Raw genomic sequence first — 25101 nt, 5'->3', positions numbered from 1 at the left:
TCTGATATACATTATATCGGATCTTTCTGTAAATTATATAACAAAAGGTCATTGAGGTCTTACGATTCGACCTAAATTTATCAAGCTTTAATGTTTTTTCTTTTCAACACAAGAAAAAACCGAACCCCATGTAGACATAAGGTTTCGGTTTTGGGTTGTTTTTATACTATACAGCTTGCTTCATATTGCGCATTTCTTGAAGGGCTGTTTTGCTCTTCGCCTCGTCAAATTCACCTTCACTTTTCGCCACAACAATTGTCGCGATTCCATTTCCAATGAGGTTTGTGATGGCTCTTCCTTCGCTCATGAATCGGTCTACGCCAAGCAGAAGTGCAAGCCCCTCTAGCGGAATGACCTGTAGTGCAGCAAGGGTAGAAGCGAGCACGATAAATCCGCTTCCTGTCACCCCAGCCGCGCCCTTTGAAGTTAGCATCAGAACAAGGATAATGGTGATTTGCTGACCGATAGATAGGTCTACACCAAACACTTGCGCTAAAAAGACCACAGACATCGATAAATAGATCGAGGTTCCGTCTAAGTTAAAGGAATACCCTGTTGGGATGACAAGGCCCACAACAGACTTAGAGCACCCGTAGCGTTCCATTTTATCCATCATTCTTGGCAGCACGGATTCTGATGAGCTTGTGCCAAGAACAATTAAAATTTCATCCTTGATAAATCGCAGGTAACCAAGCAGACTGAAACCATACATTTTACAAATGATGTTCAGCACAACGAAGATGAACAGGAACATCGTCAAATAAACGGAGAGCATCAGACTTGCGAGCGGTTTAATCGACGCCAAACCAAAGTGTCCGATCGTATACGCCATTGCCCCAAATGCACCGAGCGGCGCTGCACGCATGATATATCCAATGATTTTAAAGAAAACAAGTGACAGCTTATCAAGCCATTCGATGATGCCTTTCCCCTTATCGCCAAGGGCAGCGAGTGCAACACCGAATAAAATTGAGAAGAATAAGACCTGTAAAATATCACCCTTTGCAAAGGCATCTACCATATTAGATGGTACGATGTGTGTAACAAATTCCATCCAGTCGATACCCTGTCCCCCATTTTGGGTATACTGCGAAACGTCCCCTTTTTCAAGCTTACTATAGTCCAGACCTGCACCTGGCTTCATGATATTTACGACAAAAAGTCCGATGACCAAGGCAAGCGTCGTGACGACTTCAAAATAAATAAATGCTTTTCCCCCAACTTTTCCAACCTTTTTCATATCCCCCATTTTGGCAATACCAAGAACAATGGTTAAGAAAATAATTGGTGCAATGACCATTTTAACGGCATTGATAAAGGTGTCACCGAGCGGCTTCATTTCTTTTCCGACGTTTGGCCAAACCATCCCAACAATGATCCCGATAATGACAGCTGCAACCACCTGAAATGTCAGGTTCTTCAAAAGCCTCTTCATAAAAAATCAACTCCCTCACCCTTTGATGTAAACGCTTAACTGTTATCTGTAGCTAAATGATAGCGATTTCAACAAAGGCTGTGAAGCTTATGTACATATCGTACATTTTGGTCTTTTTGGTCTCTTAGTCAGAATGTACGATATATTTATTCACAGGCCGCCCAACTCCGCCGTATTGCATATCTAATTTCAGCTCGCCTTCTTTCACTAAGAAGTCTAAATACCGGCGTGCCGTGACACGTGCAATGCCAAGTGCATTGGCCACTTCCTCCGCAGACTGCGGTCCTTCCTGCAAGCCCATATAGGCTTTAATTTCATTCATCGTATGCACATTCAGCCCCTTAGGAAGCCAAGTATCTTCCTGCTTAACAGCCGGCTTTCGTATGATATCATCCAGCATCTCCTGAGAAAATTCTGCTGCTGTGCGAATTTTAGATTTAAACGCTTTATAGGTTTCAAGTGATTCTTTCATACGTTCGAACTTAAATGGCTTGATGATATAATCTCGTGCACCATTTTGAAGCATGGTGCCAATCGTCTCTTTGTCTTTTGCCGCAGAAATAACGATCACGTCCACCTGTATCTTTTGCTTTCTAATGTCTTGAAGCGTCTTCACGCCATCTTTTTTTGGCATATATACGTCGAGGACAACAAGGTCTGGACGAATTTCTTTGATGAGCTGGATTCCCTGCTCCCCATTACCTGCGATTGCCACCACTTGAAAGCCAGGAACACTCTTAATGAACTCCTTATTCACTTCTTGCACCATCGGATCATCTTCAATTAATAGCACCTTAATCTGAGTCATCTGTCTCTCTCCTCTATAATCATTGGGAATTCGATTGAGAAGGTGGTACCAATGCCGATGCTTGATGTGACTTCTACATTTCCCATCCCTTTGTCGATAATCGTTTTTACAATATACAGGCCATAGCCTGTTCCGCCTTCTTTGCCGTGTGTGAAACCTTTATCGAAAATATAAGGAATCATTTCCTCTTCAATCCCGGAGCCATTGTCTTCAATTAAAATCGCGAGGACATCCTCGGTTTGATCAATACTAATAGAAATGCATTTTGTGTCTCTTTCTACAGTATCATACGAGGCAAAGGCATTCTCAATCAGGTTGCCAAGCAGCTTCGTCATATCATGTTGATCTAGACGCTCAGGGAAATCACGTAGACAGCTATGTTCGTCTACTTCGACCTTTATGCCTAACTCCTTGCCCCTTCTGATTTTGCTCATCAATAAACCCGCAACGGCATCATGCTGAATGACCCGATGAAGAAAGTCCAGCACATGTTCTTGCTCTTCCGTCGTTTGAAAGGCTAGATCAAGTGCCTGATCGGGTTTACCTAGCTGAATCAGCCCAGCAATCGTATGAAGCTTGTTCATATGCTCATGATTTTGTACCCGCAGACCGTCTACAAAGTTCTTAACCCCGGTTAGCTCCTCTGCCAATTTTGCCGCTTCTGTCCTGTCCTGAAAAATGGCGACCGCTCCAATAATTTTCTTTTTCATGACAATCGGAATTCGGCTACTCATAATCCGCTTTCCGCTCATATGAATTTCTTCATTATAGACGGGCTCCGCGCGATCAATGATTTCTGGAAGCCTTGTGTCAGACAGCACATCCCAAATATTCTTGCCTACGACATCCCCTGTCACACTAAATATTTGCTTCGCCTTTTCATTAAAAATGGTAATCATGTGCTGATTATCAATGGCGATAACCCCTTCATTAATAGAGTGAAAGGTTGCGGTGCGCTCCTCTAGCATTCTGACAATCTCATGCGGCTCCAGCTTAAACATTTGCTGTTTAATATGACGAGCAAGTAAAAATGAACCGACAAGCCCAAAGCTGAGCGTGAGCAAGAGAATCATGAGGATATCTCGCTTCATTTCTCCTAATATATCGATCATACTTGGCAGTGTTCTCCCAACAAGGACGACCCCTGTTTGATTAAATTGATCATCCTTCACTGGATAAAAGGCTCTGATGGCGGTCCCAAGCTCTCCCTCTGCTTCTGAGAAATAAATGTGCTCAGCAAAAGCAGGCTCTTCATCTGTCCCCTCCGAGCGCTGACCAATCCTTGCTTTCACTGGATGCGTTAGTCTCACATGATCCATATCCATGACGACAATGTAGTCAGCATCTTGAATAATCCGAATCTCCTCGATGGCATGCTGTAATCGGTCACGTTCCTTTGTTTGATCAGCTAACGCCTGCTTTACCTCATTCATCTCAGCCACTGTTCTCGCTGTGTTCATGAGCCTTTTTCGAAGCTCCCGTTCCTCTGTTTGCTGGATTCCCCCAACAAGGACAATTCCTCCGATTAAAAGGGCGAAAATGACAACGAAATATGTGAGGATGGTGAGCTTCCATCTAATAGATAATTGTTGTAATTTCAATCGATTTCTCATCATTTTTTCCACCTGTATCTTTACGAATTCTTCCTCGGTCAAGTATGCTTGACATAAGGGGGATCGGACGCATGAAGAATTTACTCGCCTATACACTATTGCTCTTGATTGGTTTTGTAACCGCTTTATACTTTGGTTTTTATCATATGATGCCAAAAGCCGCGACGACCTTTGACGATGAACAGACAGGGCTGAAGGATCAGCTTGTGTTCAAATTTAGCCATGTCGTGGCAGATAATACACCAAAAGGACTTGCCGCAAAGAAATTTGCTGAGCTTGTGCACGAAAAATCCGATGGCAAGATCACCATTCAAATTTTCTCCAACGGAAGTCTTTATTCTGATATAGAAGAAATTAATGCACTCAAAGAGAATCAAGTTCAATTTATCGCACCATCTACCTCGAAGCTCGGCATGCTATCCCCTGAGTGGCTGGCACTTGACCTTCCCTTTGCTTTTTCTAATTACGATGCGGTTCAAGAAGGCTTGCATGGTGCAATTGGACAAAGATTGTTCGGCACCCTGCAAAAAGATGGGCTAAAGGGAATGGCGTATTGGACAAATGGCTTTAAGCAAATCACCTCTAATAAAGGGCCAATCAAACAGCCTAGTGATTTAAAAAACCAATCTCTCCGCATTATGCAAAGCGACATGATTGAAAAGCAATTCAAACTTCTTGGCGCAAAGCCCTATCAGGAATCGTTTAATTCGACGTTTCAGCTATTAGAAACAAAAAAGGTAGATGGTGAAGAAAATACCATTTCAAATATTTATTCAAAAAAATTCTATCATATACAAGACTATATGACGATCAGTAATCACGGATATTTGGGCTATGTGGTCTTAACAGATCAATCCTTCTTTGATCGCCAGACACCTGAAACGAAACAAATTTTACTTGAAGCGATGGAAGAAACAACCGCTTGGAATGAAAAACATGCAGAACAGATGAACAAAGATCAACTGGAGGAGATTAAACGGGAATCACCGATTGCCATTCATGAATTGACACCAGCTGAAAGACAAAAATGGGTGAAAGCCCTCGATCCTTTGTATGAAGAAGCCGAAAAAACCATTGGTTCTCCCCTAATCAAACAGATTCGTGAGCTGCGTGCGCGTTATGAACATTCTCCGATCCATGCTTTTCAAGAAGAGGATAAGACCAAATAAAAAATCCCTTTGAGTAAGGGATTTCAGATTGTTAACAAAGGGCTATAATGAATCTTCATTTTAGCCCTTTGTCTTCTATTCAGCGTGACATGAAAACTTTGCAGCCCTAGGAAGGGCGAGTACTGTGGCGCGGAGCGAATTTGACATTCGTGAGTACCAGCACGCGGGACTGACAACGAATGCAAGGGTTTGTCTACATGCCGCGTTATGCACCAGATTCACTCTGTTCTTGCTGGGTGATCTCTTCTAATCTTGAGACAATTCTTCGTTTTCGGTATTGCATCATGCCTGTTTCGGCAATACTTTTTAGTTGTGAGCGGTTGGAGACTGCGCCAAATAAAATCCCTGCTACGGGAACAAGCTGAAATAGTTTCTTCCAGCCAAATGAATCTCGGTAATTATAGACTACCTCACGCCACCCTTGGATTTGTGAGAACATGTTTTCATGTTTCCCTTCTGAATCATGAAAGCTTCTGAGCTCTTTTAATATCGATTTCTTCCCAACCACATCAGCAGAAGTCAGTTGTAAGCATTTTATGATGAAGACCCGCTCTTCTTTGTTTTTAGGATCATAGCCATAGGTGACGGCAATATCCTGTAATGTTTTAAGGGAGAGGCCAAGTACCGCAGGAATATCTGCAGCCAGTGTAAACATACCACCGACACCCGTTGTCGCCCCTTGTACCGTGGCGAGATTCGTCCTATTTTTCCCCATATGTTCACTAATGGCGTCCATGATTTCAATTGGCGCTTTTTCTATATCTTCTATACGCTGAATGGAATCATCTGCACATTTCTTTTGAAATTGATGGATGATGCCTTTTTCTGATGTCAAATAGGCACCGCCTGATTGAATGTAATGACCCATTTCATCTAGCAGCACACCGATTTTTTTCTGGATAAAGGCAGGCGTCAGCTTGTCCAGCATTTGAAATGGCAAACGGCTGAGTTTCTCCCAAAACCATACCTTTTGCTGGTCTTTCTCCCACTTTTCAATTTCTTTTAATTGTGCTTTTAGCCACTCTCTTTCCTCCATTGTAATTGCCTCCTTAGATGCCGCTCAAGTATTTGTCTGTTATTATACACAATCCTTTCCCATCATACGTATAGAACATTGAAGCGGTTTCGAAAGGTTTGAAACTTTTTCAAAACGGTTATTGCTTAATACAAACAAAAAAGAGGAGTGATCAACATGTTAGGATTTCTAATTTCATTAGTTGTGGCGATTGTCATCGGCCTTATCGGCAGTGCACTCGCTGGAGGTAGTGTACCAGGAGGATGGATCGGTTCAATGATTGCAGGACTTGCAGGTGCTTGGATTGGTCACGGATTGCTTGGAACGTGGGGTCCTAGTTTGGCAGGCTTTGCGATCATTCCAGCCATCTTAGGCGCAGCGATCTTTGTCATTATCTTAAGCCTGATCTTCCGTAGTGTGGGATCAAGGGTTTCATAAAAAAACAAATAACAGAGGAAGCAGTAGGGACACCGTCTAAAAGGCGGTGTTTTTTATGTGTTGGATTGACAAGGTATCTATTTTTTTCACTTACATAAGATAAACAAACCTATTAGTTCAGATAGTTGACTTTTCATGAAGATGGGCATATGATGATTAAAAATTGCATCAAGGAAACATTTTGTGCCCAAGCAAAACTTTGTAGAATCTAGGTGATGACATATGACAAACAAATACATCGAGGCACAGGCACACATGTCAGAGGCAGCTGAGCGTGCACTTGAGGGGAAAGTCAAAGGATTTAGAAGACTCCTTCCTTTTCTCGGCCCTGCTTTTATCGCAGCCATTGCTTATATTGATCCAGGAAATTTTGCCACCAACATTGCGGCTGGCTCCAAATATGGATACCTCCTTTTATGGGTGATTCTCATATCAAATCTCATGGCTTTGCTCATTCAGTCCTTATCCGCAAAGCTCGGAATCGCGACAGGTAAAAACTTACCTGAAATCGCACGTGAAGAGTTTCCAAAACCCGTTTCGATCGGTTTATGGATTCAAGGAGAGCTCGTCATTATTGCCACGGATTTAGCTGAGTTTATCGGGGCGGCACTTGGTTTATACTTGCTCTTTCGAATCCCGCTGCTCGAAGCATCTATTATCGCAGCTATCGGCTCATTTGCGATATTGGAACTGCAAAGACGAGGATATCGAGCTTTAGAAGCAGGTATTACAGGCATGCTGTTCGTTGTCGTGATCGCTTTCGCTGTTCAAACCTTTGTCGCTAAACCCGATATCGCAAGTGTCGCTGGCGGACTGTTCATTCCAAAATTTGATGGCGCAGACAGTGTGCTGCTTGCCGCTGGAATTTTAGGTGCGACCGTGATGCCTCACGCAATTTACTTACATTCAGCTTTAACCCAAAGAAGAGTCGTCGGCAGAACGGAAAAGGAGAAAAAGCAGATTTTCCGCTTTGAGTTTTTAGATATCCTCATTGCAATGATCGTCGCCGGAGCCATCAATGCCAGCATGTTGATTGTGGCTGCCGCTTTATTTTATAAAAATGGCCTTTTTGTTGAAGATTTAGATGTTGCGTTTCAGCATTTTGGTACACTCGCAGGACCTGTATCAGCCATTTTATTTGGTGTAGGTCTGCTTGTAGCCGGACTATCCAGCTCTTCTGTCGGTACATTGTCAGGCGATATCATTATGCAGGGCTTTATTCAATACCGAATTCCGCTTTATGTTCGCCGGCTGATTACCATCATTCCTCCTATTGCGATTATTGCATCTGGAGTGAATCCGACCTCCGCACTTGTGATGAGTCAGGTCGTCTTATCGTTTGGGATTGCCTTTGCTTTAATTCCGCTCATTTTATTTACAAGTAAAAAACGAATTATGGGTGAATTAACGAATGCCCGCTGGGTGACAGGAATATCTTGGGTGATAGCAGCTCTTGTTGTAGCACTTAATCTTTTCTTAATTGTAGATACGTTTATGTAAAAGACAGTGTTGAGCTGTCTTTTTCTTTCCAAATGGTTATGGTAGAATTCCCCTGAGAGGATGTGGGTACATGTTTGTTTATCAGGATCAAGAGATATCCATGCGGTTGCTTGAGCCAAGAGACGCAAGAAGTCTGTATTTGCTCATCCAGCGGTCGAGAGAGCATTTACGTGAATGGATGCTTTGGGTGGATTCAACTCAGACAGAGGAAGACAGTATGATGTTTATCCAAGGTGCGATGCAGCAAGCGATGCAGAACAACGGGTTTCAAGCGGGCATCTGGTCACATGGAGAACTTGTCGGCATCATTGGCACCCATCAAATTCATTGGATCAATAAAACCGTTTCAATCGGCTATTGGCTCGGAGAAGGCTATCAAGGAAAAGGGATCATGACAAAAGCATGCCAAGCGGTCATTCGCTATTTATTTGAAGAGTGCGGACTGCACCGTATTGAGATTAGGGCTGCTGTCGATAACCAGAAAAGCAGACGTATCCCAGAGCGGTTATCCTTTTCTCTTGAGGGAGTGTTGAGACAATGTGAATGGCTGGGTAATCGCTTTACTGATCATTGTGTGTACGCCCTTTTACAGCCTGAATATATGAAACAAAAAACGGATGCGATGAATCAGCACACTTAATTGTGTCGATTGCATGAATTATTTTACAAAGTGAAGCTTTGTAGTATCCGTTGTGATCCGCATCTGATAAAATAGAAGGAAAAATCGAGGTATGATGTATGTCTCTTATTATTTTATTTTACTTATGGATTGTCCCTTTAGTATTTGGTATTTTCTTCTCATTCCTAACAAAGAAAGCCACCTACAAACGCCGCTTTGTCCCATCCTATAGCATGATAGGGCTCAGCATCGTTTTTCTCATTCTGGCACTCGTCTTTTCAGCCAGCCATTTTCTATTTATTTGTGGTATGTTCCTATTTGCCACCACCCTTGTTGGCACAGGCATCCCCTTATTCTTAGCCTTTGGAAAAACACCATCCTAAACAAAAACCACCTTTTCACGATGGAAAGGTGGTTTCATTTTTATTGAGGCGGCATTCGATATGTCATTGTGGCATTTGGATGTTCTTCAATCGTCTTCATCATGTCTTGAAGGATCTCGGCTGCGCGTTCATTTGAGTCATACTTGCCGAGTAGCTTTGCCCAAGAAGTACTCCCCAAGATCATCCCTTCAATTTTTTTGCCGCTTACTGAGACTTCTTGTACATGAATGATAGTTTGTTGATTTTGTGTGAGGATTAGTAGCATGGGTTTTTCTCCTTTTTTTGGTGGTTGGATTAGTTTAACATATGATTTCCAATTATGCTTGGGGTGATTTTGTTTGCTTTTTATTAGAAAGTTCGCCCGTATTTTCAAATTTCCCGAACATGATACTTATTTTATGGTCACTTAATGCTTTCTTCTCCATTGCTTTTAAAAAAACAAATTCACTTTATTCTTTTATCATATCAATCTTTACATGCTTTGAAAGAGAACGATGGACAATTAGTCCATCGTTCCATTTACGTTCTCTAGTTATTTAAAAATTAATTCCTTTTCTGTCTCTAAAAACTCTTCTACAAGTTCTTTAATTGTATTTTTTGAATCATGAGGGTAATAAAATGCGTCTGAAACTTTTCTAAAGAAGTCATACATATTTTCCGGTGTATTAAAGATTGAAAAAATATTTTCAATTTCTTCAAAGATATCTTCATCACTTGAGTGACTATACGTCTCTTTCACAGTGCTATATAGCCACTTATGATATTCTCTTTTCATGTCTTCCGAAGAACTGTCAGAGGTTATGCTTTCAAGTATATTATCTACTTTCACTTCTTCTTGTTCCCAAGCTAATTCAAGGATTAATTCATTATTAGCATTAGGATTATTTTCTAAGTATTTAACAGCATAGTTTGTTACTTCTAAAGCAGATATTAAATTAAACTGCCTACCAATAAACAGCGTAGACCAGTTACAATCAAAACCATTTTTTGTGATTATTTCTGTTTTATACAATTTTCTATCTCTCCCATTGATTTATTTTTCCTGTCACTTTGCCACCAGGTATAAAAGTTCTATGGGTTACTGTATTCGTTGTTGGATCTACCACCCATTCAAACACGCCATTCTTTATTTCTTTCGACTGTACCATTTCAGGGGCATTGTTCTTTACTTTTACATATTTCGTTTCGTACTTAACCACTGAGCCCTCTATTTGATACAACGAATCCATATGGCCTTTTCTATTTGGTAAATCAAATCTCTTAGAATGAACTGCATAGTTGTCAATTATATCATTAAAGCTATGATAAAAATCATCTTTCAAAGCACTACCTGCTCGTGGATTTTCTAAAACTGGATGCTTAAGTTCTCTGGTATTCTTAACACCCATCTTCCCATGAAACCCTTTCGCCCCAAACGGTAAAAGCATTCCCAGCGCCGCATTCATACTCGCTTCCTGTTGTTCTTTCGAGATCTTATTCCCGAACATGTCTCTACCTGTAATTGCTTCGCTGAAGCCGTTTGTAGCAGTGAGTCCATATAAGCCTTTTTGCGATGTTTTTAAGGCGTCAAAGGATTTTTGCGATGTCTTGTAAATGTCGACTGCTTTGACTGCGGCTGAGGTGGCTTGGGTCGTTTTATAGACGGCTTTTCCGCCTTTGAAAATGCGTCCTGCCCAGCCGACGATTGGGATATAGCCTGCTGCTGCCATGCCGCCTGCGGCGACGCGCTGTCCTGCGGTAAGTTCTTCGCCTGTGATCGGGTCAACGCCTGTTGCGGCGCGTTTTGCATCGTTTACGCCTGTCAGTTCATTGACGATATTTCCACCATAATCGAGTGCTTTTTCATACCAAGGACGGTTGGCGAGTGCCTCTTGTTCCTTTGCGATCTCGCGGGCTTCTTCTTGTTCTTTTTTGATTTTCAGATATTCAGCAGTTTGCTTCTCAATATCGCTTTTTGCCTTGTAGATTTCGCTATTTTGATACGCTTTCTTGTCAAAATTCATAGGGGAAATCGCTTTTCCATCATTTGTCGCATTCATCATTTCAGCGTACAATGCCATTGTAGCTTGCTGTTCCGTCTCTGACAAAGCATATTCATCTTTTAAATTTTGATCAAGCTCTCTTAGATCTTTTACTGTCTTTTTTCGCTCGTCTTCCGCATCTGCAATTTTTTCGTCAAAGGTTTGACTATCAAATACTTCTAGAGAAATGAGGTCGTCGATGTCTTGAAAAATCGTTTTAAGCGCCTTTTTTTGATCCTTTACAATGCTTTTGGCATTTTTGATGCCCATATGTACAGCGTTGTCTAAAAAGTGTTCTTCTACAAAGGTATCGCCGCCAAAGTTTGTATCATCTAGTGTCCCAGAAACACCTTCATGAAAGGCTTTTTGCTTATCGATGAAGCTGATAAACATGTCTACATTTCCAGCCAGCTCTTTATAGAAACTTTTAATGTTATCGGCACCTTTCCCAGTGAAGTCATCACCGAGGTTGGCAACACCTTGTAATGCTTTTTTTAAATCGACCATTTGTTCTCGTAGTTCCTGGTAGTGTTTTGCCCTTGCGTCCATGGCATTTGTTAGTGCTTTTGCATCAAGTATCTTCCCCAGAAGAATTCACTCCTTCCATTATTGATCATAAAGTCTATTTTACCTTTCTCATCGAATTGGAAAAATAGGCTTTAAGTTACAAAAATAATTTCCAAATTTTTTAATAGAGATGACGGCAAGTGACAATTGAAATGATTTTTCCTAATCATCACAAAAAAAGTCAGCCTTCTTTTCAGAAGACCGACTACCTTGTGTGTTTAGAAAAAGCGTTTGAGGCTTTTCTTGAGTGGAGGGATATCCAGCTCACCTTTTTCAAAGAATTTTTTCAATAAATATTTACTGAATCCTGCTGCTTGGGTGTAAGTGATTTTCCCAGGTAACGGAGGTTCATTGTCTACAGCGACATCAATAATGACTGGTTTATCGGATTGAAGGGCTGTATCAAAGGCTGGAGCTAATTCTTCATGTGATGACACGGAGATTCCTTTGCCGCCACATGCTTCTGCAAATTTAGCAAAATTAATATCCTCCAGCTCTATACCATAATTCATGTTTCCTTTTACCTGTTGCTCATATTCAATCATTCCTAAATTGTTGTTGTTTAAAATCACGACAACGATCGGGAGCTTATATTTTACAGCTGTCACAAAGTCTTGCATGACCATTGTGAAGCCTCCATCACCACATACAGCAATGGCTTGTCGGTTCGGTTCATTCAATTTAGCTGAAATCGCACCAGGTAAACCGCAACCCATTGTGGCAAGCCAGCTGGAGATAATGAAATCCTGCTGTTTCATTTCAAAATGACGCGCCATCCATACTGTCACATTACCAACATCAACTGAAAGAATGGCGTCGTCCTCGACTGCTTCTTCTAGTCTAGCAATGACTTGCTGTGGTTTAATCGGTGAAGTAGCAACAGATTTTTCTTTATCCATTTCTTCTCGCCACTTCATCATATGCTCTGTACAAGCTTCGAGAAAGCCACGCTGCTCTTTATATTCAATGTACGAAGTCAGTTCATGCAAACCACTCTTGCTGTCGCTCACAATTCCCACATCTACCGGATACCTTTTACCGATTTGATCTGGTTTAATATCCAGTTGAATGGCTTGCGTGTCCTCTGGTAAGTAGTCTCTATATGGAAAGGAGGTGCCAAGCATAATTAAGAGATCACATTCTTCCATCGCTTCATATGCCGGCTTCGTTCCAATTTGACCTAAGTTACCTAAAAAGTATGGATGCCTATCTGGTACAACCCCTTTTGCAGGGAGTGTGATGACGATAGGAGCAGCTGCCTTTTCTGCAAATGAAAGAAGCTCTTCTTTTGCATGTCTTAATCCTTTACCTGCTAAGATGACTGGCTTCTTCGCATTGTTAATCAGCTGAGCCGCCTTTAGCAGTTGATCTTTCTTCGGTCGTACTTCTCCCTCCACATAAAGAGGAGATGTATAGACGGGTTTGCGCTTTATTTTTTGAGAAAATAAGTCATCTGATACGGTAAGAACTGCTACACCTTTATGGGTATAAGCTGCTTTGATGGCTTGATTCAATAAGTCAGGCAGCGCCTCTGCCGTCTGTACCTGCTGATTAAAGACAGCGACATCGTCAAACATCCGCTCCAATTTGATTTCTTGGAATGCGTCTCTGCCTACTTCGGCCGAAGCAACCTGCCCTGCAATTGCTAAAACTGGTGCACCATCTGCTTTGGCATCATACAGTCCATTTAATAAGTGGACAGCACCTGGCCCAGCGATAGATAAACAGACACCGAGTTTACCTGTTAGTTTGGCATCAGCTGCCGCTGATAGTGCTGCCACTTCTTCATGTCTCGTTTGGATAAATTGTATTTGGCTTGATTCATGCCTAAGTTCTTCAATCAATTCGTTTATGCTGTCACCGGGCATTCCATAAATATGTTTCACGCCCCACTCTTCCAGTAGCGCTGTTACTTCTTTTCCTGCGGTTCTTTGCGGCATGTGAGAAAACTCCTTTTTTCTTACTCCATACCACCGCATTCTTTTGATCAAACGTTTCAACTTGCTTCTGCTACTTTTTAAAATGATAAGGCAGGGTCGCCACCACAATATCCCGCTTCCATAACAGGCGGAATCTTAATAAAAAGGCAGATTGATTATGCAAAATGGTGTGCCATCTTTTTTTCGGGATAAATTGAGGCACAAGCACCATCACTTTATATTGATGCGCATTTGCTTTTGCCTCAACGGTTTCAAGAAATTTATCAAGCGGGTGTATGAGGCTTCGATAGGACGAATGAAGCATCACAAGTCGTACGCCGCTATTAAGCTTTTCCCAATCCTCTTCAATTTTCTTATCCTTTTCTTTATCAAAGGATACATGCACTGCTATGACTTGCTCTGACAAAGACTTTGCATATTGAAGAGATTGTTCGACAACACGCGTCACACCCGCTATAGGTACGATGACCACATTTCCTTTCATCTCAACAGACTCTGTTTCATTCAATAAACGCAATTGTTCTCCCACAGACAGGTAATGCTTTTTAATGGAATGGAAGATAAATAGTACGATCGGCAGAAAAACAAATACTGGCCATACGAGATGAAACTTAGTCAAAATGAGAATCATGAAAACTGTAAAGGAAATCAGTGCTCCGACGATATTGATTGGCATTTTCGTTTTCCAGCCTTGCGGTTTTTCACGAATCCACTTCACACACATGCCGGTCTGCGACAGGGTAAATGGAATGAACACACCAACAGCATATAGCGGGATAAGATGTTCTGTTTTTCCATCAAACAACCAGATGAGCAGCATGGAAGCTACGCCTAAAAAGATAATGCCATTAGAGTAACCAAGCCGGTCTCCTCTTACAGTAAACATACGCGGCATATACTTATCCTTTGCTAAATTGACAGCCAATAACGGAAAGGCTGAAAAGCCGGTATTTGCCGCTAATATAAGGATTAGCGCTGTGACTGCCTGAATGACGTAATAGAAAAACGTACGCCCAAACGTGTCTGATGCAATTTGTGATACAACCGTTTCTTCTGGCTTTGGCGAGATGCCGAAACCAAACGCAAGCAATGTGACACCCACAAATAAAACAGCTAGTAATCCACCCATCATCAATAATGTTCTTGCTGCATTTTGAGCAGCCGGTTTTTTAAAAGATGGGATGGTATTTGAAATGGCTTCTACTCCAGTCAGAGCAGAACAGCCAGATGAAAAAGCTTTTAATAAAAGAAATAATGTAATGCCTTGTACGTGCGTGCCTACCGCAGTATGCTCAGGTGCTGGTGGTACGCCTCCTGTTAATAATTTAAAGCCGCCTACTCCAATTAAGATAAGGAGTGAAAATACAAACAAGTAGACAGGATAAGCCAGAATAGATGCCGATTCTGTCAATCCACGAAGGTTGAGCACCATAATCACGATGACCAATACAATTGAGATCAAGACATGATATGGATATAGTGCTGGAAAAGCTGATGTGACGGCATCAGTACCAGCTGATATGCTCACCGCTACAGTCAAAATATAGTCTACAAGCAATGATCCACCAGCGATCAAACCTGGTTTTTCACCTAGGTTCCTGCTAGAGACGACATATGCCCCGCCGCCTTCTGGATAAGCATAAATGATCTGGCGGTAAGATAGAATTAACGCCATTAAAAGAATTAATACACAACCTGCAATCGGGAGTGAGTACCAAAATGCTGCTGCACTAACGACAGAAAGAACAATTAAGATTTGTTCTGTACCATATGCAACTGATGACAATGCGTCTGATGACAATAATGCCAACGCTTTGATTTTTGATAGTTTTTGTTCTCCTGCTGCCTGTGATTTTAATGGTTTACCAATTAAAATACGCTTCATCAAACTGTACATGTGATGCCCGCTCCTTTAGTGTCAAACGATTTAAGTTACAAAAGATGGATCGCCAAAAAGACACAGAGGCAATAGAATGCCCCTGTGTCTATTGTTTAGATCACAGGTTGGTCTTTGCTCTCTTTAACGCTTACGAGGTTAGCTGACGGATTCGGGCGCATGAGACTTTGCCCTACCTAAAAAGGATTCACCCCACGTGGTGCTTTACCACCACAATTGGTTCCCCCGCTCATTGAAATGATTCAGCGATTGGTCTTTTATAAAAGAGATCATACTCCCGTTTGACACCAAAGTAAAGAGATTTTTTCGAGGTCTTTTGACCGTTTATTAATCAGTCTTTTTACGGTTTTTCCGTAAGAAATAAACAATCATCACAGCGACAAAAATGATCAGTACAGCGATACAGGCAAAGTAAACCCAAGACTCACCGGCACCTTGTTTTTCACCTTTTTTAAGATCATTTTTTGCATTGCTGACTGTTTGATGATTAGAGAACATATCTTTGTTCTTGCTTTCTATCGCAACTGTAGCGGTCTCCGTATTTGTTTGAAGGAATTGAATCACTTCATTTGATATATTAGCGTCAGCTGGCGTCATTCCTGAAAAAACGGTCATGGTTAATTCTTTATTCCATACGGATGGCTGCGTCCATACAATACGAGCTGTTGTTTCGTTGATCATGCCAAATGAGGATACATCATATTGATCCTTTTCCGCTGGAACAATGAGATCGTCTGCTTTTTCTTTTAAAAGAGAAAATGTCTGGATGCCCCCGATGAAAATGAGAGAGTTCTTTTTCAATTGTTCATCTGTCACATTTGATGCTTCGACCAAATGATAGTGAGTAGCTTCCGGTTGACTAAATGATTCTGTCAGCATTGCCATTTGATTAATTGATGCTTGAGTGATTTGATCTGGCATAATGATCAATGTGTTTCCTTGCTGCGTTTCCGAAGTGTAAGGAAGCGGCCATGCGGTTAAGTCCGGTGTATCACTAGTTGTTCCTTCTGGTATTTGAAGAGAGCTGTTCTTATCAATGTAAATCCAGCCTTCTTCATCCGTATGTCTGCAAGATTCCATGTTTTTAAAACCTGTTGTGACAAACTGTAAGTCCACATATTCGTTCTTTTGGAGTACTTGTGAATCTACTGGAATCGACACATGATAGAAGCCATTCTCATCTTTGTTTCCTAGTTTTGTTAACGGCACGTCGTGCGGTTCGTTATTGATCATAACTGTTAGACGTTCCGCTTTATTCGCTGGATCTGATTTTTTAAATGATAGAGTTAGTTTTGCACCTGATTTTTGTTGTGCCATTAATGCTTTCGGATAATAGTAGTGATCAGATGCTGTCTTTTTGGTTCCAACTTTGATATCATCTCCGCCAAAATCTATTAAACGAATATGATGCGATGGCTTAGACACATTAGCTGTCACTTTTTGCAGCAGCAAGTCGGTACCAGTGAGCTGACCTGTCAGTTCTGGCTGAGTCAAAACATTGATTTTTTCAGCAATTATCTTTGGCTGCTTAGCAGTGACAAATAAAACGGGCTGTTCTTTTTTCTTTGCTGTCAAGGTTCTTACCGCTAACGTAAGTTGATCACCTTCTGTTTTAATTCCAGCCGCTTGCTCGATTGATTTCATTCGCCCATTCCAGCTTCCCTTTGCTCCCACAGCAATGGTTGGATGCGCAATTTGCTCGATATCCTTTTCTTGAACGAGTTTGAGGTCTGCTTGGCGGTCTTTGTTTTTCAACGTGCGATATACTTTCATCGCCGCTTCTAATTCAGCCGCATTCGGTTTATTTGGAATCACAATATCTGTTTGTTCATTCTGTTCACCTGATGAAATAAATGGTGAAGGGAAGCTATCTAACGTCACGTCTTTCGTTTGAACTCCTTTGAACGCCAGCTCACTTTCAGGATATACTTTCAGCCAATTGGCAGGCGTCTCTTGGTTGATACACACACCTTCTTTTAACACACCATAAAATGCGAGCTGAATTTGATGAGATCCTTTTTTCAATTGCGCTTTGTTCAATTTGATTTCAATCGATTTTTTTGCATTTTCCCCTGATACAGGGATCGTCTTTTCAATCTCTCCATCAATCATCACTGTGAAAGACGATGGCGATATGAGTAATGGTGAAGCCTCTATATTTAATGTAAGAGTGCTAGACTCTACTTTTTCTTTCTCCATTTGATAGGAAAATTCAGTGCGGTCTTCTTGACCATACAAGGTCACCACATCTTCTGATAGATGCTGCGTTTCGGTTTGATTGCCTTTTGATGAGTGAACCCAATCGTCTTTCACTTGTACTCGATTGGATTGCGCCATTGCTTGACTTGCCATGAAAAAAGGCTGAATGGCAAGAGATAGCGCTAATATTAAAAACATCCATTTGACCGATTTCAATTTGTCACCCGCTTTTCTTTTGTTGTTGATCGTAACGCTCTGTTTTATACCATTTCACTTCTTGTTTCAATAATCGGCTCTTCACCTCTACACATAAGGAGTACACGACAAGCGCAATCCATACTTGAGAATAGGTGAAGTACATGAGAACCACTATGAGAATATTTTGTTTGGTGAGCTCTGTTTTCTCAATACTTAATGTAATCATCACTTCTGTTAGAAAGAGGAAGAACGCTAACCCCCAAAGGATCAGTGCAACAGCCCCTACAGATAAGTGGAGGTCAACAAATAGGTTTACAATAAAGATGCCATTTGAGAGCAGCACACCGAAGAAAAATAAGAAATACGTAAAGAAGAAATAAAACAAATCGAAAATCATTCGTTTTCGTTTTAGCTTCATAAACTGCCTTAAAAACTTAAGAACAACATATTGATTCCCTCTAGCCCAGCGCGTTCTTTGCCGCCACCAGACCTTCCATGTCTCGGGCTCTTGCTCCCATGTGATCGCCGCTGGGAAAAATCGAATCACATACCCAAGGTTATACACACGGATCGTTAATTCGGTGTCCTCGGCCAAAGCTTGGACATCCCAGCCGCCGAGCTCTTCTAAAATGTGCCGGCGGATGGCGAAGTTGGTACCTGGTATTGTCGCAATACCAAACCATTTCCATCTCCCGCCCTGCGCCATCCATTGAAAACAGATGGTCTCAATATTAATAAATTTGGTCAGCAAATTTTTGGCTGCATTGATGACCCTGAATTTCCCGACAACAGCGCCTGCTTTTGGGTCATTTAATAACCCAAGAACCAGATGATAGACAGCCTTTGGTTCTGGCATGTTATCTGCATCGTATACGCAAATCACTTCTCCTGTTGAAGCCTTCAAACCTTCATTCAGCGCAGTGGATTTTCCCTTCCCTGCAAATGGTGGCTTCGTTTCAATCATATGGACATGATCATATTGCTCACTGAATGATTGCACAATCTCTCCTGTGCGATCAGAGGAATTGTCATTAATCACAATGATTTCAAGGAGGTGTTTAGGATAAGATAGCTGAACCATCGCTTTTAATGTCTGCCGAATGACGACCTCTTCATTATGAGCAGGAATCAGAATACTGACGGTTGGCAGATCCTTCCCTTGTTTCGTCCATTTAGGCAGCACTTTTTCATAGGTCAGGTAATGCTGAAAGCCGCCCTGCATGAGAAACATGTGGTATAGGAGCATGATCCAAATGAGCATTAATGAAAGATAAAATAAAACATCAGCCACCTAATTTTCTCTCCTTAAAAATTCGTTTTTTCATTGTCAGTCTTAAATACAATGTGTATAAAGCAAATGCCGCAATAAACAGCATGACCACGACCGTGAGAATTCTCAGCATATTTTCCATGCCACTTCGTTTGACTGTTTTTGTTTCGGCGATGTTGGATTCCTCTACTTGAATATGTCCATTCCCAAATGTTTGGATTTTGACATGTGCAGTTTGGACCGTCTGTTTTGTTTTCTTGATATCCAGCCATTCGCTAGAAGGGATTGCCTCCATCTGTGTGATTAAATCCTGTAACCCTGCTATCCCCAACTCCACGTCATAGGACAGCCCTATTGCGGCTGATTGCAGATGCTGAACGGATTGAATCGTCTGTTCTGTTAAAACATTGGAACCTTCTTGGTCAGGGGCTTGCTCTACTTGATGCTGAGGATATAAGGTCATGCCGTGTAACATGGCAGGAGACGTCACAAGCGGCGATGCGCCGACTGATTTCCAAGTGCGGTCTGACAGCTGCACCTGTCCAAATAGACTCGACACATGCTTTGAAATCACTTCATACCCTTGTTGTGATGTCGCATCATGCGGCACCTCGAACCCAAGAGGATATAAGCCTTGACTAGTAAGAAGCTCAATGCCCTTTGTCAGTTTTTCTTCTGTATAGGCGATTTCTTGCTCCTGATACGATTTGGTATACGTATGAAAGTCTTTTTCATTTGGGAATTGACTTTTCATTCGTTTCTTCTCAGCTTTTTTTGGGTCATTTGACGAGATGGGCTGATCATATTTTGCATCCCAGAACTCAAATCCCTGACCAGATTCCTCCGTTCGATACGTACGGCTAAAGCCATGAAGAATGATACTCGCTCCATTCCCTTGCAATTGTTTTAAAACACTCACAAGTTTCGGGCGGTCACTTAGTGTGACTTCATCACCTGTTGCTCGATCTATCCAAGCAGGGGTCACTGCAATCTGATAAGGAATATGCTGTGCGGATACGTATTGTCCAAGTTCAAGTAGCTTTTTCTCGTCACTTGCTGGACTGATGTTCCCGAGCATTAAGTATTTTGTCGTCATTTGCACAGAAGGTGACATATGTTTTTCTAGCGCTTCTGCAAGAAGCTCGTTGTGCTGCATGACATCTAAGATACCGATATATGCCGCACCTTCTTTTGTTTGAATCACAAATGGCAGATCAGATTGACGTTTCTTCACTAGAAATTCATTTTTCAACTCTGCCCCTCTAACCGTTAACACATTGATACTTCTCTCTAACTGACGGTATGTTTGATCATGTGTATGTTTTATTTGACTGGTATGATCTTGTTTGTGAAAAGTAAGCTTGGAGAATGGGCGAAACTGTTCCGCATTGTAGCCAATGGCGATGAATTGCTGTGATTCGTTCATCGCACGAATGGTTTGTTTTGACAAGGTTCTCTTTATTTCACCAAGATAAATGACTTGCTGAAATTCATTGATTCTCTTTTCAGCCAAATGTTCATCGGATACAATCATCGTCTGTTTTGAAAAATGACCGACGAGTAGATCCAGCATATGAACGGCTGGAGTCACTTCACCAGATGGTGTGGAATAAACGATCAGTGTATTTGGCTGCGTGACAAGAGCATCCGCTGAAGCAATGTGTTTAAACGAAACAATCGTAAAAAGCGTGATCATCAAACAACATTTCATCAAAGAATTACAGTTCATTCATCATCATCTCTTTTTCTAGTTCTTCTAAAAATTGCTCTGGCGTACGATAATCCGAGCTGCTTGTTAAATGGCAGACATGAAATGTCAAGGTCACTTCACGACCGTTTAATAAGACATGCGTCTGCAATTTATCCTTTAGCTTATCAAGGACAACTGACACATTTTCTTCTGGTGTATGGGTTAGCAGCAAGCCCATTCGCTCTTCAGATAACCGAAATTTCTTATCGGTTTCTCTTACGCTTTCGCGGATCTTGAGACTTAATTGCTGGAATAGGTGCTGCATTTCTTTTTCTCCATATAACGATTTGAATTCCGCTGCGTAATTCATATGAAGAAGGATAAAGACAAATGGCTGTTTGTACCGTTCTGCCCGTTTCATTTCCTCGGATAATTCGAGCTTCATCCGCTCAGCATTGTCAAATCCCGTTGTCGAGTCAATCGCTACAAATTGTTTGATGGCTTGCTTTTGTTGTTCAATGGTGTGACGCAGCGTATGGATCCGTTCATGCAAGCTTCCTGCTGAAATCGCAAAGAAAAGAAGTGCTACGCCCCAAATCACTACATCTTGCAATGTTTGATTTGAAAAAAGAGGACTTACATGACCAAGCTCTGTAAAGAACATGGCGCTTCCTATAAAGAACAAAATCAACAAGGTGAAAATTAATGCTGGTAGGATACCAAATAAAATACCGCAGCCTAACACGACAAATGTCAGTGCGATGATCATAAAGCTCTCCGCATCTTGTACGTTGAGGTAGCCCATAAACAAAATAAGGCCTGCAAACGTGAGGAGCAGAGAATAGTACAAGCGATACGTGTTACTGAACAACCGATTCATTTAAAAGCTCCCTTTCTGCAATTAGAGGCAATAAGTTATCAAATGAGTGTGTCTCTTTTTCGTTCATGTATCCTCCGTAATAAGGCTTAAGAGGATCTTGGGTTTGTAACTCTTTCATGCGGTGATAGACCGTCTTTGCGAATTTCTGTTCGTTTTGTTTAAGGGCATACAAAATAACGAGCGCATATACCGAAGGCGATTCATATGTGACAGAGGGTTGCAAAGTGCTCAGTTTATATCTCCCGTACAGTTTTCCGTCTTGTTTAAACGACGTTTTCAGCCATTTCATGATTTCAGACGTATTCACCTTTGCATGATGTGCATGTTGAGCTGTATAAAGTTGATCGATCATATTGATTTCTTGATCGAATGAATAGGTTTTTTTCTTTATGTCATAGGACTTAGGAAAAAATCCTTTTTTTCTCGGTGCTTGTTTTAGAATGGCTAATTGGTTGCTGGTCATTTGTTTCGTGAATATGTGGAGGGATTCCAATTCTTTGATTGCTTTTGGGTCTATATAAGAGAGTGTGATTGTATGTGAAGTACGATTTGTTGATGCATCATAATAATCGGACAATATGCCTTTGTACATGTTTTTTTCTTTTAACGCTTGAGCGATTTCTTTTGCTGTCGATTGATACGCTGGCTTCTTCCACAAACGATTTGCCTTTTGAAGTGCCGACACTACACGTAAATCATCAACTAAAGCATTGGCTTTACTTTTTTGTTCAGATTCAATTTGCCAGCTGAGAAGATGATGATCTAATAAAAATTGATCTTGCAAAACACCTAACTGTTGATCAAATAAATTTTGGTCTTTTTTTCGAACAAGATAATCCATCCAAAGCCCAAGTGATTCAGATAAGTAAATATGCTCCTCTGCAAAGGAGGTACGAATCAAACCTTGATCTGTCATTAAGTGGTGAGTGATGAAATATTCTCCAGGTAAAACGGGCTGAGGTGATACTGGATCAGCTGATTCTTTCTGCTGCCTCCAGGTACATCCGCCTAGTAAAATAACAATGAGTAAAAAAATTGCTGTACGATATATGCGTGTATGCATTCGTGTCCCCTTTCAACTCCCCGTTCTCTAAACATCTAACGATTTATTATAGAGCGTTTTTGTTTAAATTTAAATAAATATTTTATACCAAATTACGAGTCTTTTCGCATATTTATTCCCATTTTCAGAAAAACAACATGTCAATATGCTTGATAACATTGAAAAACCCATGCGTTTCCGCATGGGTTTATATAGAACTATTGATCTAATTTTAATTTCTTTAATTGTTCAGCAAGTGCGTTATTAATGGGTTCTTCCACTTTCTTTTGTTTCTTCATATATTTAGACACATCGTGCTTACTGGCTTTCTTTTGATTGGATTGAGATTTGCGTTTTTCGAAGACAGACAGCTTTTCTCTATGGCCGCATACACAAGCAAAGATTTTGCCATCGCCTTCTCCGCGCAGCTCGAGCTTTTTATGACAGTTTGGGCAGCGTGCGTTTGTTTTCTTTGCCACATTTTTACGATGGCCGCATTCCCTGTCCTGACAGACAAGCATTGTGCCATGTTTTCCATTCACTTTCAGCATGAGTTTACCGCAGTCTGGACAATGGGTACCAGTGACATTATCATGCTTAAAGGTCTGGTTCGTCTGTTTGATTTCAGATACGGCTTGTTTGGCATACGATTTCATTTCACTCATGAATTGAGAAGCCTTCAATTGTCCTTTGGCGATTTTAGAAAGCTTTTGCTCCCATTCTGCTGTTAAAGCAGGAGACTTTAAGTCCTCAGGCACTAACGAGAGCAACTGCTTTCCTTTCGAGGTGATGAAAATGTCTTTGCCCTTTTTCTCGATTAAGAAGCTATTGAACAGCTTTTCAATAATATCCGCTCTTGTTGCTACTGTTCCTAGACCACCTGTTTCACCAAGGGTTTTCACTAAGTCCTTTTCCTCGTTCTGCATAAATGCCGCTGGGTTTTCCATAGCAGATAATAAGGTCGCTTCATTAAAACGTGCAGGAGGTTTCGTTTCTCCTCTTGTTTCTTTCAGCTGTCGTACGTCTAGTGACTGTCCTTCTGAAAGCAGCGGCAAATGTTGATCTGCCTCGGCTGATTCCTCTTCTTCATACGAGTCATCGTACACGGCTTTCCAGCCAGCTGCTTGCACAGTTTTCCCTTTTGCTGTGAATGTTTCACTGCCTATTTTGGTGATGACCGTTGTTTCTTCATACTCGAAAGGATTCATGAGTACAGCAAGGAATCGTTTGGCAATGAGGTCATATAATTTACGCTCTTTATCGCTTAGTACTCCTGGATATAGCTCTTCCTCGGTTGGAATGATCGCATGGTGATCTGACACTTTGGCATCATTGACGAAGCCTTTGTGCGCTTTTACACCTGACTGTAAAATCCGGTTCACATGCTGCGCATACGGTCTGACGTTCATTCCTTTTAAACGATCTTTTAATGTAGGAACGATATCCGCTGAAATAAATCGTGAATCTGTACGCGGATATGTGACGAGCTTATGCTGCTCATACAATCGCTGAAGCGTAGATAATGTTTCTTTGGCTGAGAAGCCATAGCGTTTATGTGCATCACGCTGCAATTCAGTCAGATCGTACAGTCCCGGCGCGAACGCTTTTTTCGCTGTTTTTTTCAACGCATCAACCACTGCTGGTTTGCCTTTGCAGGCTGCCAAACGCTCTTTGATCACATTCTCTTGGAATGTCCGGTTTTGCTTTGTTTTGGCATCCTGCCAGGTCAACGTTAGTCCATCTACTTGTGCAGTCAATCCATAGAACGGCTTCGGCTGAAATTGCTGAATGTCTTCTTCTCGTTTGAATATCATGGCGATCGTTGGTGTTTGCACCCGTCCACAGGAAAGCTGTGCATTGAATTTGGTTGTCAGCGCTCTTGTTGCGTTGATGCCGACAATCCAGTCTGCCTCTGCGCGCGCAACGGCTGAGCGATACAAGTTATCATATTCTTTGCCGTCTTTTAAACGTTTGAAGCCTTCTTGAATGGCTTTGTCCGTGACAGATGAAATCCATAGTCGTTTTAAAGGCTTTTTCACATGGGCTTTTTCAAGAATCCATCGTGCGACAAGCTCTCCTTCACGTCCAGCATCTGTTGCGATGACAATGTCTTTGACATCTTTTCTCGCAAGCTGTGCTTTCACTGCTTGAAATTGTTTCCCTGTCTTCTTCATCACCACAAGTTTCAGCGGTTCAGGAATGATTGGTAAATCCTCTAAACGCCAGGATTGAAATTCTTTTCCGTAGCCTTCTGGATCAGCCAGTGTGACCAAATGGCCAAGCGCCCATGTCACAATGTATTGATCTCCTTCTAAAAAGCCATTTCCTTTTTTATGACACTTCAGCACACGTGCAAGATCACGTCCGACCGAAGGTTTCTCTGCTAATACAACTGTTTTTGACACTAGATTTCACAT

At 41.5% G+C, this 25101-nt stretch carries 20 protein-coding genes and 1 riboswitch; of the genes, 5 read left to right on the top strand and 15 right to left on the bottom strand.

Annotated elements, in window-relative coordinates; translation table 11 throughout:
• Positions 1 to 166 precede the first annotated feature (166 nt).
• From dctP to GPS65_RS06115, 3 genes are all read right to left on the bottom strand, one after another.
• Positions 167 to 1435, bottom strand: a complete 1269-nt coding sequence (gene dctP / locus GPS65_RS06125; protein WP_161985369.1) for a C4-dicarboxylate transporter DctP — start codon at positions 1433 to 1435, stop codon at positions 167 to 169.
• A 124-nt stretch (positions 1436 to 1559) separates the two neighbouring features.
• Entirely contained in the window at positions 1560 to 2243 is a 684-nt protein-coding gene (locus GPS65_RS06120) for a response regulator (RefSeq protein WP_088004457.1), read from the bottom strand.
• Positions 2240 to 3859 carry an ATP-binding protein gene (locus GPS65_RS06115; RefSeq protein ID WP_088004458.1) on the bottom strand — a complete coding sequence of 540 codons (1620 nt, stop codon included), beginning with the start codon at positions 3857 to 3859 and terminating at the stop codon, positions 2240 to 2242. Before GPS65_RS06115 ends, GPS65_RS06120 begins: the two co-directional genes overlap by 4 nt.
• 68 nt (positions 3860 to 3927) lie before the next feature.
• Between GPS65_RS06115 and GPS65_RS06110 the strand changes: the two genes are divergently transcribed.
• Entirely contained in the window at positions 3928 to 5025 is a 1098-nt protein-coding gene (locus GPS65_RS06110; RefSeq protein ID WP_119124426.1) for a DctP family TRAP transporter solute-binding subunit, read from the top strand.
• Positions 5026 to 5230: 205 nt separating this feature from the next.
• On the opposite strand, the gene GPS65_RS06105 is transcribed toward GPS65_RS06110, so the two are convergent.
• The gene (locus GPS65_RS06105) at positions 5231 to 6061 is read right to left on the bottom strand and encodes an EcsC family protein (protein ID WP_012008973.1); all 831 of its coding nucleotides are present in this window, start codon (positions 6059 to 6061) and stop codon (positions 5231 to 5233) included.
• A gap of 156 nt (positions 6062 to 6217) precedes the next feature.
• Here GPS65_RS06105 and GPS65_RS06100 point away from each other — a divergent pair, with 156 nt between their 5' ends.
• The 4 genes from GPS65_RS06100 (at position 6218) to GPS65_RS06085 (ending at position 8980) form a co-directional block, all read left to right on the top strand.
• Complete coding sequence (locus tag GPS65_RS06100) at positions 6218 to 6478, top strand: GlsB/YeaQ/YmgE family stress response membrane protein (protein WP_003214275.1); 261 nt, start codon at positions 6218 to 6220, stop codon at positions 6476 to 6478.
• Positions 6479 to 6700: 222 nt separating this feature from the next.
• Entirely contained in the window at positions 6701 to 7978 is a 1278-nt protein-coding gene (locus tag GPS65_RS06095) for an Nramp family divalent metal transporter (protein ID WP_003214137.1), read from the top strand.
• Between the two features lie 70 nt (positions 7979 to 8048).
• Positions 8049 to 8618 carry a GNAT family N-acetyltransferase gene (locus GPS65_RS06090; RefSeq protein WP_012008972.1) on the top strand — a complete coding sequence of 190 codons (570 nt, stop codon included), beginning with the start codon at positions 8049 to 8051 and terminating at the stop codon, positions 8616 to 8618.
• Between the two features lie 98 nt (positions 8619 to 8716).
• Complete coding sequence (locus GPS65_RS06085; protein ID WP_012008971.1) at positions 8717 to 8980, top strand: hypothetical protein; 264 nt, start codon at positions 8717 to 8719, stop codon at positions 8978 to 8980.
• Positions 8981 to 9020: 40 nt separating this feature from the next.
• Here GPS65_RS06085 and GPS65_RS06080 read toward each other — a convergent pair whose 3' ends face one another.
• From GPS65_RS06080 to GPS65_RS06030, 11 genes are all read right to left on the bottom strand, one after another.
• Positions 9021 to 9245, bottom strand: a complete 225-nt coding sequence (locus GPS65_RS06080) for a hypothetical protein (protein WP_012008970.1) — start codon at positions 9243 to 9245, stop codon at positions 9021 to 9023.
• A gap of 267 nt (positions 9246 to 9512) precedes the next feature.
• On the bottom strand, positions 9513 to 9992 hold the full coding sequence (locus GPS65_RS06075) for a DUF2247 family protein (protein WP_119124425.1): 480 nt from the start codon (positions 9990 to 9992) through the stop codon (positions 9513 to 9515).
• Between the two features lie 4 nt (positions 9993 to 9996).
• The gene (locus GPS65_RS06070) at positions 9997 to 11589 is read right to left on the bottom strand and encodes a ribonuclease YeeF family protein (RefSeq protein WP_260859169.1); all 1593 of its coding nucleotides are present in this window, start codon (positions 11587 to 11589) and stop codon (positions 9997 to 9999) included.
• Between the two features lie 197 nt (positions 11590 to 11786).
• Positions 11787 to 13508: a pyruvate oxidase gene (locus GPS65_RS06065; protein WP_088004141.1), complete on the bottom strand. Its 1722-nt coding sequence runs from the start codon at positions 13506 to 13508 to the stop codon at positions 11787 to 11789.
• Between the two features lie 70 nt (positions 13509 to 13578).
• Complete coding sequence (locus GPS65_RS06060; RefSeq protein WP_012008966.1) at positions 13579 to 15405, bottom strand: APC family permease; 1827 nt, start codon at positions 15403 to 15405, stop codon at positions 13579 to 13581.
• Positions 15406 to 15517: 112 nt separating this feature from the next.
• A riboswitch (cyclic di-AMP (ydaO/yuaA leader) is annotated at positions 15518 to 15663 on the bottom strand.
• A 69-nt stretch (positions 15664 to 15732) separates the two neighbouring features.
• Positions 15733 to 17820: a cellulose biosynthesis cyclic di-GMP-binding regulatory protein BcsB gene (locus GPS65_RS06055; RefSeq protein ID WP_041815183.1), complete on the bottom strand. Its 2088-nt coding sequence runs from the start codon at positions 17818 to 17820 to the stop codon at positions 15733 to 15735.
• A gap of 4 nt (positions 17821 to 17824) precedes the next feature.
• Positions 17825 to 19063, bottom strand: a complete 1239-nt coding sequence (locus GPS65_RS06050) for a glycosyltransferase family 2 protein (protein ID WP_213019683.1) — start codon at positions 19061 to 19063, stop codon at positions 17825 to 17827.
• A 22-nt stretch (positions 19064 to 19085) separates the two neighbouring features.
• Positions 19086 to 20801: a DUF2334 domain-containing protein gene (locus tag GPS65_RS06045; protein ID WP_012008963.1), complete on the bottom strand. Its 1716-nt coding sequence runs from the start codon at positions 20799 to 20801 to the stop codon at positions 19086 to 19088.
• Positions 20791 to 21642 (bottom strand): GGDEF domain-containing protein, encoded by an 852-nt coding sequence (locus GPS65_RS06040; RefSeq protein ID WP_012008962.1) that lies wholly within the window; start codon positions 21640 to 21642, stop codon positions 20791 to 20793. Before GPS65_RS06040 ends, GPS65_RS06045 begins: the two co-directional genes overlap by 11 nt.
• Positions 21623 to 22705, bottom strand: a complete 1083-nt coding sequence (locus GPS65_RS06035; protein WP_012008961.1) for a glycosyl hydrolase family 8 — start codon at positions 22703 to 22705, stop codon at positions 21623 to 21625. Before GPS65_RS06035 ends, GPS65_RS06040 begins: the two co-directional genes overlap by 20 nt.
• A gap of 197 nt (positions 22706 to 22902) precedes the next feature.
• Positions 22903 to 25089, bottom strand: a complete 2187-nt coding sequence (locus GPS65_RS06030) for a DNA topoisomerase III (RefSeq protein WP_012008960.1) — start codon at positions 25087 to 25089, stop codon at positions 22903 to 22905.
• Positions 25090 to 25101: the final 12 nt, after the last annotated feature.

It is taken from the genome of Bacillus pumilus, from assembly GCF_009937765.1.
In the GTDB taxonomy this organism is placed as follows: Bacteria; Bacillota; Bacilli; order Bacillales; family Bacillaceae; genus Bacillus; species Bacillus pumilus_O.
Note: the sequence above shows the minus strand (reverse complement) of the source record. Positions and strands in the feature narration are given on the sequence as shown.